This is a genomic window from Hylemonella gracilis ATCC 19624, from assembly GCF_000211835.1.
Classification (GTDB): Bacteria; Pseudomonadota; Gammaproteobacteria; order Burkholderiales; family Burkholderiaceae_C; genus Hylemonella; species Hylemonella gracilis.
Map to the genome: position 1 here is coordinate 1 of NZ_AEGR01000078.1, position 15,783 is coordinate 15,783.

At 65.1% G+C, this 15,783-nt stretch carries 14 protein-coding genes; 3 read left to right on the forward strand and 11 right to left on the reverse strand.

Annotated features, from left to right (window positions below; translation table 11 throughout):
• Nucleotides 1-37 precede the first annotated feature (37 nt).
• Nucleotides 38-1,006, reverse strand: coding sequence for a TRAP transporter substrate-binding protein (locus tag HGR_RS12155; RefSeq protein ID WP_006298565.1), 969 nt, complete (start codon nucleotides 1,004-1,006; stop codon nucleotides 38-40).
• A 218-nt stretch (nucleotides 1,007-1,224) separates the two neighbouring features.
• On the opposite strand from HGR_RS12155, the gene HGR_RS12160 reads away from it, so the two are divergent.
• Nucleotides 1,225-2,298 (forward strand): LacI family DNA-binding transcriptional regulator, encoded by a 1,074-nt coding sequence (locus HGR_RS12160; RefSeq protein WP_006298566.1) that lies wholly within the window; start codon nucleotides 1,225-1,227, stop codon nucleotides 2,296-2,298.
• A 130-nt stretch (nucleotides 2,299-2,428) separates the two neighbouring features.
• Here the strand turns inward: HGR_RS12160 and HGR_RS17990 are convergent, their stop codons facing one another.
• From HGR_RS17990 to HGR_RS17375, 5 genes are all read right to left on the reverse strand, one after another.
• The gene (locus HGR_RS17990; RefSeq protein ID WP_006298567.1) at nucleotides 2,429-4,291 is read right to left on the reverse strand and encodes a methyl-accepting chemotaxis protein; all 1,863 of its coding nucleotides are present in this window, start codon (nucleotides 4,289-4,291) and stop codon (nucleotides 2,429-2,431) included.
• A gap of 160 nt (nucleotides 4,292-4,451) precedes the next feature.
• Nucleotides 4,452-4,907: a glyoxalase family protein gene (locus tag HGR_RS12170; RefSeq protein ID WP_039853424.1), complete on the reverse strand. Its 456-nt coding sequence runs from the start codon at nucleotides 4,905-4,907 to the stop codon at nucleotides 4,452-4,454.
• Between the two features lie 129 nt (nucleotides 4,908-5,036).
• Complete coding sequence (locus tag HGR_RS17370) at nucleotides 5,037-5,327, reverse strand: hypothetical protein (RefSeq protein ID WP_138922513.1); 291 nt, start codon at nucleotides 5,325-5,327, stop codon at nucleotides 5,037-5,039.
• Nucleotides 5,328-5,468: 141 nt separating this feature from the next.
• Entirely contained in the window at nucleotides 5,469-6,143 is a 675-nt protein-coding gene (locus HGR_RS12175) for a hypothetical protein (RefSeq protein WP_006298569.1), read from the reverse strand.
• Between the two features lie 18 nt (nucleotides 6,144-6,161).
• Entirely contained in the window at nucleotides 6,162-6,506 is a 345-nt protein-coding gene (locus HGR_RS17375) for a hypothetical protein (protein WP_138922514.1), read from the reverse strand.
• A 590-nt stretch (nucleotides 6,507-7,096) separates the two neighbouring features.
• On the opposite strand from HGR_RS17375, the gene HGR_RS12185 reads away from it, so the two are divergent.
• Nucleotides 7,097-7,741, forward strand: coding sequence for an NAD(P)H-binding protein (locus HGR_RS12185; protein ID WP_006298571.1), 645 nt, complete (start codon nucleotides 7,097-7,099; stop codon nucleotides 7,739-7,741).
• A gap of 58 nt (nucleotides 7,742-7,799) precedes the next feature.
• Here HGR_RS12185 and HGR_RS12190 read toward each other — a convergent pair whose 3' ends face one another.
• From HGR_RS12190 to HGR_RS12210, 5 genes are all read right to left on the reverse strand, one after another.
• The gene (locus tag HGR_RS12190) at nucleotides 7,800-8,807 is read right to left on the reverse strand and encodes an aldo/keto reductase (protein ID WP_039853433.1); all 1,008 of its coding nucleotides are present in this window, start codon (nucleotides 8,805-8,807) and stop codon (nucleotides 7,800-7,802) included.
• Nucleotides 8,808-9,164: 357 nt separating this feature from the next.
• Entirely contained in the window at nucleotides 9,165-11,981 is a 2,817-nt protein-coding gene (locus HGR_RS12195; protein ID WP_006298573.1) for an ATP-binding protein, read from the reverse strand.
• Entirely contained in the window at nucleotides 11,981-12,691 is a 711-nt protein-coding gene (locus HGR_RS12200; protein ID WP_006298574.1) for a hypothetical protein, read from the reverse strand. Before HGR_RS12200 ends, HGR_RS12195 begins: the two co-directional genes overlap by 1 nt.
• Nucleotides 12,688-14,217: a hypothetical protein gene (locus tag HGR_RS12205; RefSeq protein ID WP_006298575.1), complete on the reverse strand. Its 1,530-nt coding sequence runs from the start codon at nucleotides 14,215-14,217 to the stop codon at nucleotides 12,688-12,690. The genes HGR_RS12200 and HGR_RS12205 overlap by 4 nt, the downstream gene beginning before the upstream one ends.
• A 62-nt stretch (nucleotides 14,218-14,279) precedes the next feature.
• Nucleotides 14,280-15,134 carry an SDR family oxidoreductase gene (locus HGR_RS12210; RefSeq protein ID WP_006298576.1) on the reverse strand — a complete coding sequence of 285 codons (855 nt, stop codon included), beginning with the start codon at nucleotides 15,132-15,134 and terminating at the stop codon, nucleotides 14,280-14,282.
• Nucleotides 15,135-15,276: 142 nt separating this feature from the next.
• Here HGR_RS12210 and HGR_RS12215 point away from each other — a divergent pair, with 142 nt between their 5' ends.
• Nucleotides 15,277-15,684 (forward strand): winged helix-turn-helix transcriptional regulator, encoded by a 408-nt coding sequence (locus HGR_RS12215; RefSeq protein WP_006298577.1) that lies wholly within the window; start codon nucleotides 15,277-15,279, stop codon nucleotides 15,682-15,684.
• Nucleotides 15,685-15,783: the final 99 nt, after the last annotated feature.

Consider the following 15,783-nt stretch of genomic DNA (forward strand, 5'->3'; position numbering starts at 1 on the left):
CGGCGGGCGGCCCGCGCCCGCCGCGTGCGGCAGAGGTTTACTTCACAGCCGCGATGCGGTCGAGCAGGCTGGCGATCACGGCGTTCTGGCGCTCGGCGTCCATCATGGGTTTGACCTTCGCCACGAAGGGCGCCTTGGCCGGGCGGCTGAACTTCACGCCCAAGGCCTCGGCCTTCACACGCTCGACCTTCTCGGCCTCGGCCCACAGCTGCTTCTGCAGTTCGAAGGACTCGAGCGCTGCCTTCTTGATCGCGGCTTGCAGCGGCTGGCTCAGCTTGGCCCAGCTCATGGCCGAAATCACCAGCACGTCGGGCACCATCTGGTGCTCGGTTTCCGAATAGAACTTGGTGACCTCGCCATGGCGGCCGATGGTCAGGGCAGTGACGTTGTTTTCAGCGCCATCGATCACCCCGGTCTGCAAACCGGTGTAGACCTCGCCATAGGCCATGGGCGTCGGCGTGGCGCCCAGCGCCTTGATCATCGCGATGGTGGTCGGGCTTTGCTGCACGCGGATCTTCAGACCATGCAGATCGTCGGGCGTGTTGATCGGACGCTTGGCGTAGAAGCTGCGAGAGCCCGAGTCGTAATAGGTCAGACCGATGAAGCCGCGGTTGCGCGACGATGCCAGCACCTCCTCGCCCACGGGGCTGGCCAGGGTTTTGTAGAAGTGATCCTTGTCGCGGAACACGAAAGGCAGGTTGAACACCTTGTAGGAGGCCGAGAAGGTCTCCAGCGGTGAGGCACTGGCCTTGGTGATTTGCAAGATGCCGTTTTGCACCTGCTCCAGCATCTCGCGCTCGGAGCCGAGTACGCCGTTCGGGAACACCGAGATGTCGACTTCGCCCTTGGTGTATTGCTTGGTCAGTTCAGCGAACCGAACCATCGCTTTGTGGACCGGATGGTCTTCCGGCTGGTTGTGTCCCAGGCGCATTTTCTCGACCGCTTGGGCGTTGAGGCCGAGGGCCAGCAACAGGCCGGCGACGAGGGTGGCGTAGCGTGCTTTCATTCCTTGTCTCCTTTGGATGGCGGAAAAAGGCGCCCCGGCGGTTGCTGCGGGGGCGCCTGTCGTGTTGACCATTTCGTTATACGAATTCCGGTGCAAACCATCAACGACGTTTTCTGCAAAAAATTTCAGATGAACCCCAGTTCATCGTCTCAGGCCTAGGAAAATCGTGACTATCATTCGTGAAAATATTTTCATGAATTTGACCTAGGGTTTTCCTGATGGCCGCTCGCTTGAAGATCCGCGAAATCGCCTCGTTGACGGGCGTGTCCGTCAGCACCGTGTCGCGCGTGCTGGCGGGCAAGGCCAACACCAGCGCGGAAGTCCGCCAAAAAGTCCTGGCCTGCGCCCGGCAACAAGGGGTGCTGGAGGGCTTGTCCTCCAGTCCGTCACTGTTTCACCAGCTCACCGTGTTCGCCCCGGCGCGCGCCTTCGACGTGCGCACCGACATCTTTTATTACAAGGTGATCCAGGGGCTGCGCGAAGCGGTGCGCCAACAGGATGTGCGCATCAGCTACTGCAGTCTGGAGGAGGAACACAACGACGTGGCAGCCTTCCTCCAACGCATCGGCGACCCGGCGTGTGAAGCCGCCGTCCTCATCGGCATCGATGACCCGCTGATCCACGAAGTGGCCGCGGACGTGGGCAAGCCCTGCGTGCTGATCAACTGCGCCGACCGCAAGATGCGCCTCGACAGTGTGTCGCCGAACCACCAGCAGATCGGCGAGTTCTCCGCCAACGTGCTGATCGAGCATGGGCACCGCGACATCATGGTGCTGATGTGCCTGCGCCGCGTGACCATGGAACGGCGCCTGACCGGCATCCGCGAAGCCTTCGCGCACCACCACATCGCCTTTGACCAAAGCCAGCGCCTGTTGGCCACCTCTGGCTTTGGCGCGAGCGAAGCGCACGAGGCCATCCTCACCGCCTTCGCCCAGCAGCCGCGCGACGCGCTGCCCAGCGCCATCCTCGTGGGCGGTGACTTCCTGGCCACCGGCGCCCATGCCGCGCTGCGTGAGCTGGGGCTGAATGTGCCGGGCGACATCTCGCTGCTCAGCATGGACGGCTTCAACCCAGGGGAATTTCACGACGTACCGCTGGCCGCCGTGCACGTGCCCCGCGATGAACTGGGGGAAGAAGCCCTGCGCCTGCTGCAACTGCGCATCAACAAACCGGGGCAGCCCTTGCGTGATGTTCTGCTGAGCGGGCGCTTGGCGCTGCGCGAATCACTCAAACGCGTGGGCAGTCGCAAGCAGACCGCCGCCGTGAGCACGCGCAGCAACAGCCTCTACTGACGTGCCTGCCCTAGAGGCGGGACTGAGAACGGCGTTGTGCCTTCCGTCGGCAGGTTCTCGGCGCCCGCCACAAGGGCCGCGCCAAGTCCTCGCCGCGGCTGATGTGCCGCGCACTGACGCCAACGGCAAGTCAGAAAGTCTCCCAATCCCCTTCCTTGCCCGAGGCGCTCTCTTTCGGTAGTGGCTTGCTCACCGTAACGGCGCGGGCACCTGCGCCCGCACTGGGCTTGGTTGCATTGGGGCTTTTGTGAGCGATGGCCGAGACCACGGGAGCACGGGGCGTGGGCGGCACGGTTTTGGAGGGTGTGGTCTTGGAGGGCACGGTCTTCGGTGACACCGCCTTGGGTGACGCCGTTTTACCTGGCGTTGCCTGGGTTGGCACCGCCCTCTTGGGAGCAGCGGCAGGAGCAGCGGCACGCTGGTCCATGGCACCAGGGGGCAACTTGAACTGCGCAACCGCTTGGTTCAGATTGCCCGCTTGCTGTTCCAGCGAGGCCGCCGCCGCGGCGGCCTCTTCCACCAGCGCGGCGTTCTGCTGCGTGGCTTGGTCCATCTCGGCGACGGAACGATTGACTTCGTCAATGCCCGTGGCCTGTTCGGTCGACGCGGACGAGATCTCCGACATGATGCTGGTGACCCGCTGCACCGACTCCACGATGTCTTTCATGGCGGCGCCCGCACGGGCCACCTGCTCGGAACCCGCGCTGACCTTGCCGGTGGAGTCCGTGATCAAGGCCTTGATCTCTTTCGCCGCGGACGCGGAGCGCTGGGCCAAGGCACGGACTTCCGCGGCCACCACGGCAAAACCCCGCCCTTGTTCGCCGGCACGCGCCGCTTCCACGGCGGCGTTCAGCGCCAAGATATTGGTCTGGAACGCGATGCCGTCGATGACGTTCACGATCTCGGAAATCCGGCTGGAGCTGTCCGAAATCGTGCGCATGGTTTCCACCACCTGTTGCACCACGTTGCCGCCGTGCTGGGCCACTTCCATGCTCTTGCTCGCCAGCTGATTGGCTTGGCGTGCGTTGTCCGCGTTTTGCTTCACCGTGGACGACAGCTCTTCCATGCTGGACGCGGTTCTCTCGAGCGAGGACGCTTGCTGCTCCGTGCGGCCGCTCAAATCGTTGTTGCCCACGGAAATTTCACGCGCACCCACGTTGATCTCTTCCACCCCCTGCCGCACCTGGGTCACCATGCGCACCAAACCGCGCTGCATGGCCGAGACTGCTTGCATCAAACGGCCAATCTCGTTCTCACTCGCGATTTCAGCCTGAACGGTCAAATCCCCTTGCGCGACCTGTTCCAGCAAACTGCCCGTTCGGTCTAGGGGGCTCAGCACGCTGCGACTGAAGAACAGCCAGCATCCGATGACCAACACCACCGAAATCAGCACCATGACCAAGGCCACCCAAGGCGCTTCTTGCTGCTTGGCATTGATGGCGGCTTGCAGGTCTTCGCTTTGCTTTTGCGTTTCCTTGTAGAGCTCGGCAATCTGCGCATCCATGGCGCTGACGTAGCCGTTGCGCTCCTCCACCACCTTGGGGTCCGAGTAGTCGTCGCCATTGCCCTTGGCCAGCTCATTGCCGTTGCGGATGGCGATGGCGCTGAACTTGCGCAGGTTCGTCAAGATGGACTCGGCCAGCGCGCGCTTCTCGGCCAGCTCCGGCGGCAGCTCGTTGGTCACGGCGGTCAAGATTTTTTCAGCATCCACCAGCGCCGCTTCACCCCGCTTGGACTGTGACGCAATGCTTTCGGGCTTGTCACCGCGCAAGACATTGCGATGCGCCACGGCCAAGGCCACACGGTTTTCCCACATGCGGGCCTGGGCGTCCTTGATCTTCAGCATGGTGTTGCTGAAGCGAACCAGGCTCTCGGCCGCCTGAGCTCCAGAGTTCGTGCCTTGCCACCCAAACGCAATGGAAAAGCTGAGCGCGGCGAAGAAAAATCCCAAAACAAACAGCAGCGCTGCTTTGATCGACAATTTTTGGAACATGGGGAGCCCTTTTGTGCTGAGTTTCAACACATGACTCTGCCAGAGCTTTGTTCCGCTGGGCGTCGAATTAGCGGACTGAATGGGTCAATATGACCGGCGTTCGCGGCTCAAACGATCGATTCCGGCCTCAATCCGCTGCCTGTATTTACCCAGCGCTTCTTCACCCCACGCCCCGCACCGCCGCCTCGATGGCGGCCACGTCGATCTTCTTCATCGTCATCATGGCCTGGAAGGCCCGCGACGCGGCGGCCCGGTCCGGGCTGGTGTAGGCCCTGGTCAGCGCAATGGGCGTGATCTGCCAGGAAACGCCCCAGCGGTCCTTGCACCAGCCGCAGGCGCTTTCCTGCCCGCCGTTGCCAACGATGGCATTCCAGTACCGGTCCGTCTCGGCCTGGTCCTCCGTGGCCACCTGGAAGGAAAACGCCTCGCTGGGCTGGAACGCCGGCCCGCCGTTCAGCCCCAGGCAAGAGATGCCCAGCACCGTGAACTCCACCGTCAGCACGTCCCTCTGCTGGCCCGAGGGAAAGTCCCCCGGCGCGCGGTGCACCGCGCCGACGGAGGAATTGGGGGATGTCTGGGCGCGATACGGTTGCCCTCTTCCTGTGCACGGCCACACCGCGTTTGGAATTGACAGGCGGCTAGAGGTCTCCTCTCGACCCTTTGCGGACAACCGATGATCGCGAAAACCGCCATTGGTTGACGATAAGCGTGGAGGAACCTATAAGACCCGAGGCAATCTAGTTTGCTACTCGTTGTCGTCTGAACCAGTATCTCCATAGGTTCTCTTCGCCTTGCGCCATCCAATCGGGTCACGGGTAAAGGGCGCGGGTAATCCAAGCAGCCGAGCCTTTGCTTCATAAGAAGCAATTAGGCTAACCACAGAACCGGCAACTGCCATAAGAAGACAGTACATAAAGTCTATTTCCAGAAACCAAGGTAAAACCGCAATGGCGAGACCTCCATAGGAAAATACTCTTCCCCATGTTCTGGTCAACCAGCCTTCGGAAGTGATCAGTTTCTTAAAGATCATTTTCATCACAACATCGCTTCGGATTTACGATCTGATTTCGACCCATAGCGGCCGGTAACAAATCGAAAATTCGGACGCCAACGTTCGAGGTGGGCCACGAGTGCAGCTTGATGCACTTTTACGGCTCGGCCGAGACTCCGGGACGCGCTACGAAGGGTTTCTGGCCATGAAGTCCAGAACTCCTGTGATCATCTGCCCGACCAGCTCTGCACTATATGCGTCGTACTTCCCATGCGCAGCGTTGTTTCGGAGATCAAACCAAGCTGTCAACAGCTTCTGGTCTAGCTTTGAATATGCTTCCATTCGCGCCAGTTCTGCATTGAGGCGGTCGGCCTTTTTTGGGACGGGCTTGCCGTCTTTCGCATCTTCAATTTCGATGCCTCGCCGTCTGCATAGTTGACGAACATGCTCCTCCAACACCGCACCCGCCATTACCGCAGCAGAATCCTTGTAACCGGAATCCAGCAGATGCTCGGCCATCTCCACGAAGTCGGCGAATACCTCGGCATTTGCCAGTGACTTAACGGAGAAAAGCCATCCACCAGCGATTTCTCCGCGAATCGCATTGACTATTGAGATCCCTTCTTCCGCATCAGTGAGGAAGTGTTTTCCTGCCCGCTTTTGAAACTCTTCAAAGTGAGGATGTTCGCGACCATAAACGCGATCGACAAAGGAGAGAACTGCTGCCCGGAACTCGGCCATGGGGGCAGCTTGAACAAAGTTCACGCTGTATCGGTCGTCAGTGGAGTACCGCGTATTTACGACCTTCTCGCCGAGGGCCAGCAGCTCATCAACGCGACGCACAAGGTCTTGTAGATTCATAGAAACTGATCGTGCGTCCTAACCGTGGATTCTGGTTTCGTCGAAGTAAACAATTTTTACTCGGGACGGTTCAATGCGCTTAGCCAGGAAGGCTTGGGGTTCCGGTGGATTCTTCAACGAAGTTTCCAGATCGGCACCAGCCAAAATGAAGGCCGGAGGTGGCGCTAAGTCGGACAACTCAACCTCAATAGACACAACACAGATTCCAAAACGCTTTGCGACCTCAAGGTCCGGAGTAACAAAGAGACCTGGCACCCCATCTTGTGGCCCATGGATCGCGCGCGGGAACACCTTATGGCCGTCTATACCGGACGAACAAAAGCTGTTGCATTGATCTTGAGTGGATCCGTGATAGACGATCATGACCCTACGTTTGAGGTAAGCCGACGCCGTAGGCGATCGGCGCTTACCTGAAGTTAGTCAGCTCTCTTCTCCACCGGCCACTTGACAATAGCAAAGGCCCAAATGGCGACAAAGTTGACAAGCGGAATCAGGAGCAACAACGAAAGCGCACCTGGATAGCCAGCTTTCTTGGCAATACGCCACAGCGGCCACTGAATTACAACGATATACATCAGAACGATTAGCCAGTGCCAGATACTGAACGAACCCATTGCAATACTCCCATTACTCAGTTGAGGATGAAATCATAGTTGTACCGATAAGGAGATTGGTAGCGCCTAACGCGATATAGATCGCAAAGTCTGCAAAATACCACGCAGCGGCCTGGGCAAATTCTGGGAAGCTGAACGGCGAGGCGATACCCCCAAATGATTCATTGAGCGACAGCTTTCGGTGCAAATCCGATTTGACCGCTTCTGGCCGACACCAGTCAATTGCATCGCCCCTGGCTGCACGACAGCAGCGCAGAAACATCCAGTCTGCGATTAGCTGCAGGCAACTAAACTCCGCCGACCCACCACACCCTTGGTCCAAAGCATAGGCTAGCGAACATGAAAAGTCGAACCATCCTCATCGCAGGCGCCACCGGCCTGGTAGGCCGGGAACTGCTTGCCGGCCTGCTGGCCGACCCGAGCGTCACTGCAGTCCACAGCCTCGGCCGCCGGACACCCGCGCTCCAGCACCCCAAGCTGACAGGCCATGTGGTTGACTTCGCTGCGCTACCCGCCCTGCCGCACGCCGACGAGGTGTACCTCGCCCTGGGCACGACGATCAAGGACGCGGGCAGTCAGGCGGCGTTCCGCGCGGTGGACTTCGATGCCAATCTGGCGGTGGCCAAGGCTGCGCTGGCGGCTGGGGCGACACGCGTGGGCTTGGTGAGCGCCATGGGCGCGGATGCGAATTCCAGGATCTTCTACAGCCGGGTGAAGGGCGAGCTGGAAGAGGCGCTGGCGCAGTTGCCGTTCCAGGGCTTGGTGATCGCGCGGCCGTCGATGCTGCTGGGCAATCGGCAGGCGCTGGGGCAGCGCGTGCGGTCCGGCGAGGTGTGGGCCTCCCGGCTGCAAAAGGTTCTCGGCTGGATGATCCCAGCGAACTACCAGCCCATCGAAGCCGCCGCCGTGGCCCAGGCTTTGTTGCGGGCCGTGCCGTCCGCGCAGGGGCGGACGTTCTTGCTGTCGGGCTCGATGCAGGCCTAGACAGCGGCTCGATGACGAATGCGCGATTGGGCTCTATGTAGCCTTCAGCGCCCGGAGTTCAAAACACCTCGGTGTCCACTTCCCGGTTGTTCTGCTCGTTGTAGCGGCCGCCCATCACGGTCTTCTGGTTGATCAGGTCTTCCAGCCGTGCAACAAGGTCGGCGCTCAGCTTCACCTGCGCGGCGCCCAGGTTTTCCAGCGTGTGGTCCAGGCTCGTGGTGCCAAAGAGCGGGATGATGTGCTCCGATTTCTGTAGCAACCAGGCGAGGGCCAACTGCGCAGGCGTGCAACCGGCTTCACGCGCCAGGGCCTGGTAGGCGGGCAGCAGTTTCTCGTTGGCGGCGTAGTGCTCGGCCGTGAAGCGCGGCATGCTGCGGCGGATGTCCTTGGCGTCGAAGGCGGCGACTTCCGCGCCGCCGATCTTGCCGCTCAGGAAGCCCCGGCCCAGCGGGCTGAAAGCGACGAAAGCCACGCCCAGTTCACGACAGGCGTCGAGCACGGCAATTTCGGGGTTGCGCGTCCACAGCGAGTACTCGGTCTGCAGCGCGGCGATGGGGTGCACGGCGTGGGCCTTGCGCAGCGTGGCCGCGGACACTTCGGACAAGCCCACGGTGCGCACATGGCCGCGTTCGACCAGGCGAGACATCTCGCCCACGGTGTCTTCAATGGGCACGCTCTTGTCCCAGCGGTGCAGGTAGTAGAGGTCGATCACGTCCAGGCCCAGGCGGCGCAGGCTGTCCTCGCAATTGCGGCGCACAGCCTCGGGGCGGCCGTCGATCACACGGCGCGTCACGCCGTCCTCGCCCGTCACACCGGCCATGCCGCCCTTGCTGGCCAACACGAATTGATCGCGGCGCGACTTCAGCGCGCGGCCCACCAGGCGCTCGCTCTCGCCAAAGCCGTAGAGCGCCGCCGTGTCGAAATGGGTGACGCCCGCATCCAGCGCTTCCTGCAGCAGGCGCACGGCCGCCTCGGTCGTGGGCGAGGCGCCGTAGGCGTGGCAGACGTTCATGCAGCCGAAGGCGAGCGCGGAGACTTGGAAGGGGCCGAGGTTGCGTTGGGGGATTGAGATGGGGTGGGACATGGACTGCTCCTTGAGATCAAACGGTGTACTTCGATGGGCGCGTCTTCTTGGATTTTTTGACGGGCGCGCACAGGCGAGCGAGGCCCAGGGAACCCTCCTCATGAGATCGCTGCGCGATCAGAAATCGTCGGGTTCCCCAGGGCCTCGCCCACCTGTGCGGAGGGTCGGCGTGCAAAAAAACATTGTGCGCACGCCAACCATGCCGCGCGCGGCGAGGTGGGGCGGAGGGCCGAGCCGCCGATTTCTGATCGCGCAGCGATCTCATGAGGCGGACGGTCCTCCGCCCCGCCTCGCCGCATCGCCCGGATATCGGCATGCTGCTCACACCCACCCCACAAACTACGCAGCCGCCCGACGCTGCAACACCCCAATCGGCGGCGCCCAGCGCGCCCCCGGGGGCTTCTTGGAGGTGACCAGCGTGATATCCGCCGGTTCGAACACTTCCACGTTGTGCGTGATGGGCGTGGTCAGCACGTACTGCGCTCGGGTGGACTTGAGGAAGTGGCCGACCAGCTGGATGTTGCGCACGTCCAGGTGGGCGAAGGGTTCGTCGATGAAGACGAAGCCGCCCGCGCTGTTTTCTTCGTCCTTGAGCAGGCCGACCAGCAGGATCAGTGACTTGATGACCTGTTGCCCGCCCGAGGCTTCGCCGTCGTTCAGGCCGATCTGGCCCTTGCCGTCGAAGTTGAAGCTCACCTTCAACTCAGCCTGGCGCAGCACGGTGTCGTCGTTGTCCAGGTGCGGCAGGTCGGCGTTGACTTCCACGCCGGCGAGCTGGCCCAGGTCCACGATGTTCTTGCGGTAGCGGCGCACGGTGGCGCGCAGCACGTCGATGTAGCGTTCGCGTGCATTGCCCACGGCCAGTCTGGCCGCTTCGTTGCTGGCGCGGCGCTGGCCCAGCTCGTGCTCTTGGTTGGCGACGGTGGCGCGCATCAGCACCACCTTGTCTTCCACCGTGGCGTCGGTTTCCCACTGGCCCTGTTCCAGTTCGCGTTCGATGCCGTCGCGGCGCAGGCGGGCCTGGGTGGCGTTGGTGAAGCGTTGCCGCAGATCGGCCAGGGCCGTGACGGCGATCCAGCGCGCGGGGAAACGGCGGCGGGCCGCGCGTGAATTCGCGGCGCGTTCGTGCAGCGTGTCGTAACGTTCGCGCCACTCGCGCTCGTACTTCTCGGCGGCGCGCTCGCTGTCGCTCAGGCGGTTCTGCGTGTCGCGGTACACGGCTTGCGCGTCCTTCCAGGCGCCCAGGGCCGTGCCGTGCTGCAGGTCCAGCGTCTGCCAGCGCTGAGCGGCTTGCACGCGGGCCTGCTTGAGCGCGGGCAGCTGCTCGCGCGCTTGCGCGAACTCCTCGCTGCGACGCGCCAGTTCCTCGGCAGCGCGGTGGCCTTTGCTGGCCTCCTTGGCAGCGTCGAGCTGGCGCTGGGTGTCGGTTTGGCGCTGGGCGGTCTGCGTGAGCTGCGCGTCCAGCTGCGCCAGTCGCGCCTCGATGGACGCGCGCCGCGCCGTCAGGGCTGCGGCGCCGAACTGGTGCTGGGCCGGGTCCACCCAGACGCTGCGCCCGCCGCGCGCGTCGCGCCAGTAGGCCTCGGGCGTGATCCATTCGGTGCCCGCGCCCAGCTTCAGGCCCTCGGCCGTGCTGTCCACGCGGCGGATCTGCGCCAGTTGCTTGAGCAGCCACGCGGGCACGGCGGCCGAGAAGCGCAGCACGGCCAGCAGGCTGTGGGCCTCGGGCTTGGTCGGCGCAGCCTCGGCCTGCGCGACCAGGTAATGGCGGTAACGCTCGCGCTCGGCCAGGGCCAGGGCGCGGGCTTCGTCCTGCGACTGCTCCAGCACCACCACCCAGCGCGCGCCGCGCAGCACGCCTTCGGCGGCGGCGCGCCAGTGTTCGTCGGTGATCTCGACCACGTCGGCCAGCACATGGTGGGCGATGCCTTCACCACGCAGCACACGCAGAAAGCGCTGCACCTCGGGCGGCGGCGGGGCCAGGCGTTGGCCTTGCAGCGCGTCCAACGCCGCCTGGGCCTTGGCGCGGTCCGCCTTGGCCTGCTGCCAGTCGGCGGCCAGGGCGGCCTTGGCGGCTTCCAGCTCGGCGAGGCGCTGGGCGAGTTGCGCGGCATCGCCTTCGACGGCGGCGAGTTCCTGCAGCTCCTGCGCCTGCTTGAGCAACTGCTCCACCGGCTTCTCGGCGGCGCGGGCTTCGTCCAGCGTGGCCTGGGCCTCGTCGCGCTGGGTCTTGAGCAGGCCGACCTGCTGTTCGGCGGTTTGCTGGGCCTGCAGCGCTTCCAGCAAGCGGCGCTTGTAGTCGGCGCGCTGGCGGGCTTCGCCAGCCTGGTTCAGGCGCTGGCGGTGCAGCTCACGCAGCTTGCCGGCCAGTTCCTGACGCTCCTCGGCCCAGGCCAGCACGGGGATGATTTCGGTGGCGAGCTGTTCACGCTCGCGCAGCTTGGCCTGGTGCTGGCGGTAGAGGTTGGCGCGCGCCTCCAGTTGGGCGAGCTGGGCCTGGCCGTGCGTGAGTTCACGCTGCGCGGCCTCAACCTCCTCGCTCAGCTGGCGCTGGTGCTGGCGTGCTTCTTCATAACGGTCCAGCACCTCCTGGTCGCCGAACACGTCGAACACCAGGCGCAGCAGTTCCTTGGGCGAGTACTCGCAGAGGCGATCAGTCTGGCCCTGCTCCAGCGCCAGCACGCGGGCGATGGCGCGCGACAGGCCCGCGCCCTCGAGGCGCTTCTTCCAATGCTCGATGCCCAGCCATTCCTTCTCGGGCTTCTGGGCCAGTTCTTCAATGGGCACATCGCCCTCGACCATGGCGTAACGGCGTTGCCAGTCACCGCCGTTGCGCTCAATGCGGCACACCAGCGTGACTTGGTCGGTGTAGAGCAGGTTGCGCGCGAAGGGTCGGCTGGCGGCCTGGCGGTTGCGCGGCAGGTTGTCCACGGTGGCGCGCAGCCAGGCGGTGTCGGCCTTGGCGTGGCGCGCATAGGTCTTGTAGCTGCGCCCGCCCGAGCATTCCAGACCGAGCAGGGTGCGCATGGCGTCGAGCAGCGTGGTCTTGCCCGAGCCATTGGGCCCGGCCACGGTGATGATGGCGCCGTCCAGCGGCAGGGTCAGGCGCTGGCAGTAGTCCCAGTGCAGCAGTTCGAGGCTTTGCAGATGAAACATCAGTCCTGGGCCTCCGGGGGTGTCGCGTCCGAGGACACGGAAGGCGTGGCGGGGGTCGCGGAAGGCACAGCCGCCTTGGCGCGCGCCAGCACCTCGCCCACCACGCCGTCCAGGATGCGCGGCGCCAGCGTGTCGTAGTCCAGCAGCAAATCGAGCAGCGGGCCTTCGGCGATGTCGTCACCCTTGCGGGTGATGAAGCCTTGCGCCTCCAGGCGCTTGAGGTTGGTGTCCAGCCGCAGCTTGCGGCCGAGCTGTTCGCCAAAGTCGGCCAGCAGCGCCTTGTAGGAAATCACGGGGCTGACTTGCGCGGCCGTGGGCAAGGGCTTGTCGGCGCGGAACATCTCGTTCTGGCCATCGTCCTCGTTGCCAGCGCGCGCGGCCTGGCGCTCGCGCTTGGGCAAGACGATCAGCGACCACAGCACCACCAGCAGAGACACCGCGTCGCGCGGCAGGTCCACGTTGTTGTTGGCGTTCAAGCCCGCCTCGCCGAAGACGGCGCTCTGCGCCTCACGCCGCAGGGCCACGGCCACGTGGTCCGCGTGCAGGTTGTCCACCAGGCTCAGGCCCACCTGGGCCAGGCGATCTTGAACGGCCTGCCAGAGCTCGGCATCGATCAGGGCGCGCTTGACCAGGGGATGCTGGCGCGGCAGCCAGCGCCGGGCCAGCAGCTGCGCCGCCAGCACGGCGGCATCGTCCAGGGGAACGGTCATGGGGTGGAAGATTCGTCGGGGCCGGTTTCGGGGAACTGCGTATTTTCGGGGTAAAGCTGTCCCTCGCTCAAGGTGGCGACCGGGCCGCCTTCCTGCGCGGACAAGCTGCGCGTTTGCGGGCTCAGCGCCACGCGCCAGGGCGAGCGCGCGAAGTCGCCGGTCTGGCCCTTGAGCGTGCGGGCCTGGGCGTCGCCCAGCAGGGGCAGCAGTTGCATGCGGTAGGCGGCCTGGGCGTAACGGCCGGTGCCGGCGGTGCCCGCCCCTTCCTGCGCGCCGGGGGCTTGTGAGTCGGTCTCGCCCAGCACCGCCTCTTGCAGATCGTGCGGGCGGGCAGCGGTTTGGTTCCACGCTGCCAGCTTGTGGATGAAGTCATCCAGCTCGGTGGGCATGCGCAGGGTCTCCATGGTGCCGGGCTGCGCGGCGACGGCGGGCGGCAGGCCCTGGGGCCGGTCGGGGTCAGGTCGGTCACGTTCGAACTCGGCCTCGGTCACGTCCAGCAGGTCATGCGGGCTGACGAAGACCGGGCGCACGGTGCTGGCCAGGGCGTCTTCGAGCAACTGGCCGAAGGCCGGGCCGTGCTGCTGCAGTTGCGCTTGCAGCCACGCCCGAACATCGGAGCTGGTGACGCCGGTGCTGCCCAGGGTGACGCGCTGGCGGTCGGCCTGCTGCAGCGCGCGGGTGAACTGGCTGGCCATGGTCAGCAAACGGGCCTGGGCCTGGCCCAGGGCGCGGGCCTCGCGCTCCAGGCGGGCGTCGGCCACGTCCTGCGCGGCCTCGCCCCCGGCATCGTTCGAAGCCTGTCCGCGCGCGTCGCCGCGGATCAGGGCCGTCAGTGCCTCGCCCGCGCGGGCCACCAGGGCCAGGGCGCGTTCGAAACGCGGCGCGGCCGCGCGCAGACGGGCTTCGGAGCCGCTGGTGATGGCCTCGGCAAATTCGTCGTGCAAGCGGGTGAGCTGCGCGTGCAGATGGCGCAGCTGGCTGGCATCGGCCAGGCCCAGGGCCTGGGCGCCAGCCACTTGGGCCAGCAGCGCGGCCATTTCCTCGTCGTCCGCGTCGCCCGAGCGCGTGAGCGGCGCCAACAAGCCCTGCACCTGCTGCGCCAGCGGGGAGAGGCGGTAATCCTGGCTACCCGTGTCCCACACCAGCAGGCCCAGCTCGCGCAGGCGGCGCAGGGCGGTGTCCAGCGCCTCGGGCTTGAGCACGTGGAAGAGCTGCTGGATGTCCTCGCGCTGCAAGCGGCCCTGGGGCTGGCTGGCCAGCTCCATGAAGCACCACAGGCGCAGGCGGGCAGCCGCCTGCGGCCCGCCCAGCAGTCCGCGCACCGCGTCGATCAGGGGCTGGCGCTGGGTCAGCGCCCACGCCAGGGGCGCCTGCTGCGCCAGCTCAGGTTCGCGGAAGAAGGATTCGAAGGAGGATTCCGTGTCCGACGCGCTGTCATCGGCCTCGGACTGAGGCGGCTGCGGCACGGCGGCGGACGGGGGGACCAGAGGCGCGGGAACGGAGAGGATTCTGTCTTCTGCTTGCATCTGGCCCGCGATTAGGCCATAGATGGCGAGCCCCTCCCGCAAAGGCGGCCCGCCCTGCCCCGTCAAGCCTGCAACGCAGCCTTCAGGCTGTTGGCCACGGGCGTGGTCGGGCGGCCAATGAGGCGGCTGAGCGCACGGCCGTCCTCGAACAAGCCCCCCTTGGACGCACCCACGTCAGACTCGGCCAGCATGGCGGCAACGGGAGCGGGCAAGCCAATCTGCTCAAGCACCTTGGCGTACTCGGCTTCGGGCAGGTCCTTGTAGACCACCGGCTTGCCGGACACGCGGGCGATTTCCGCGGCGTAGTCGGCCAAGGTGAGGGCCTGGTCACCGGCCAATTCGTACACCTTGCCCGCCTGGCCTTCCTGCGTCAGCACGGCCACGGCGGCGGCGGCGTAATCGGCACGCGACGCCAGGGAGAAGCGGCCCGCACCCGCGCTGCCCAGCACCGCGCCGTGCTGCACGGCGGCCTGGACGCTGGCGGTGTAGTTCTCGGTGTACCAGCCATTGCGCAGCAGCACGTGCGGCAGGCCAGAGGCACGCAGCAGCGCTTCGGTCTCGCGGTGCTCGCGCGCCAGGCCCAGCGGCGAACTGTCGGCGCGCAAGATGCTGGTGTAGGCCACCAGCTTCACGCCAGCCTGGCGGGCAGCGTCGATGACGTTGCGGTGCTGGGGCACGCGCTGGCCGACTTCACTGGAGGAAATCAACAGCAGCTTGTCCACGCCCTTCAGGGCCTGCGCCAGGGCGGCGGGCTGGGTGTAGTCGGCTTGGCGCACCTGCACGCCGCGCGCGGCCCAGGCGGCGACCTTGGCCGGGTCACGCACGAGGGCGACGATGGACGAGGCGGGCTGGCTGGCGAGCAGGCCTTCGACGACGAGGCGGCCCAGCTGGCCGGAGGCACCGGTGATGGCGATCATGTTCAAACTCCTTGTGGGGTTGGGGGAAGGCCTGGATAATAGGCCTCACGCGAACTTTTAGTAAGTACGCACAAAAAAGTAAGTGCCAGGCCACGACCCCAGCGGCTGGCCCCACGCCGAACCGCCCCGAAAGGAAAGACCGATGAGCGACGACATCGCCACGCCCCCCCCGATGACCACCCCGCCCATGCTGGGCGGCAAGATCCCGCGCGGAGAGGTATTCGCCGCCGCCTGCCCCTCGCGCCAAATCCTCAACCATGTGACGGGCCGCTGGGGCAGCCTGGTGCTGGTGGCCTTGCTCGACGGCACGCTGCGCTTCAGCGAACTGCGCCGCCGCATTGGCGGCGTCAGCGAACGCATGCTGGCCCAGGCCCTGCAAGACTTGGAATCGGACGGTTTCGTGACCCGCCACGCCCACCCGGTGATGCCGCCGCGCGTGGACTACAGCCTCACACCCATGGGCTACGAGATCGGCCAGCATGTGCGGGACCTGACCGACTGGGTGGAGGGCAATCTGCCGCGCATCCTCGGCCACCGGGCCGAGGTCTGAGCAGGCGCGCAGGGTTTGCGCAACTTGCGGGCACTTGCTGGGTACCTGGTCGGTGCACGGCCCGCCCAAGCAACACGATGAAGCGCCATGAGGCTTGAA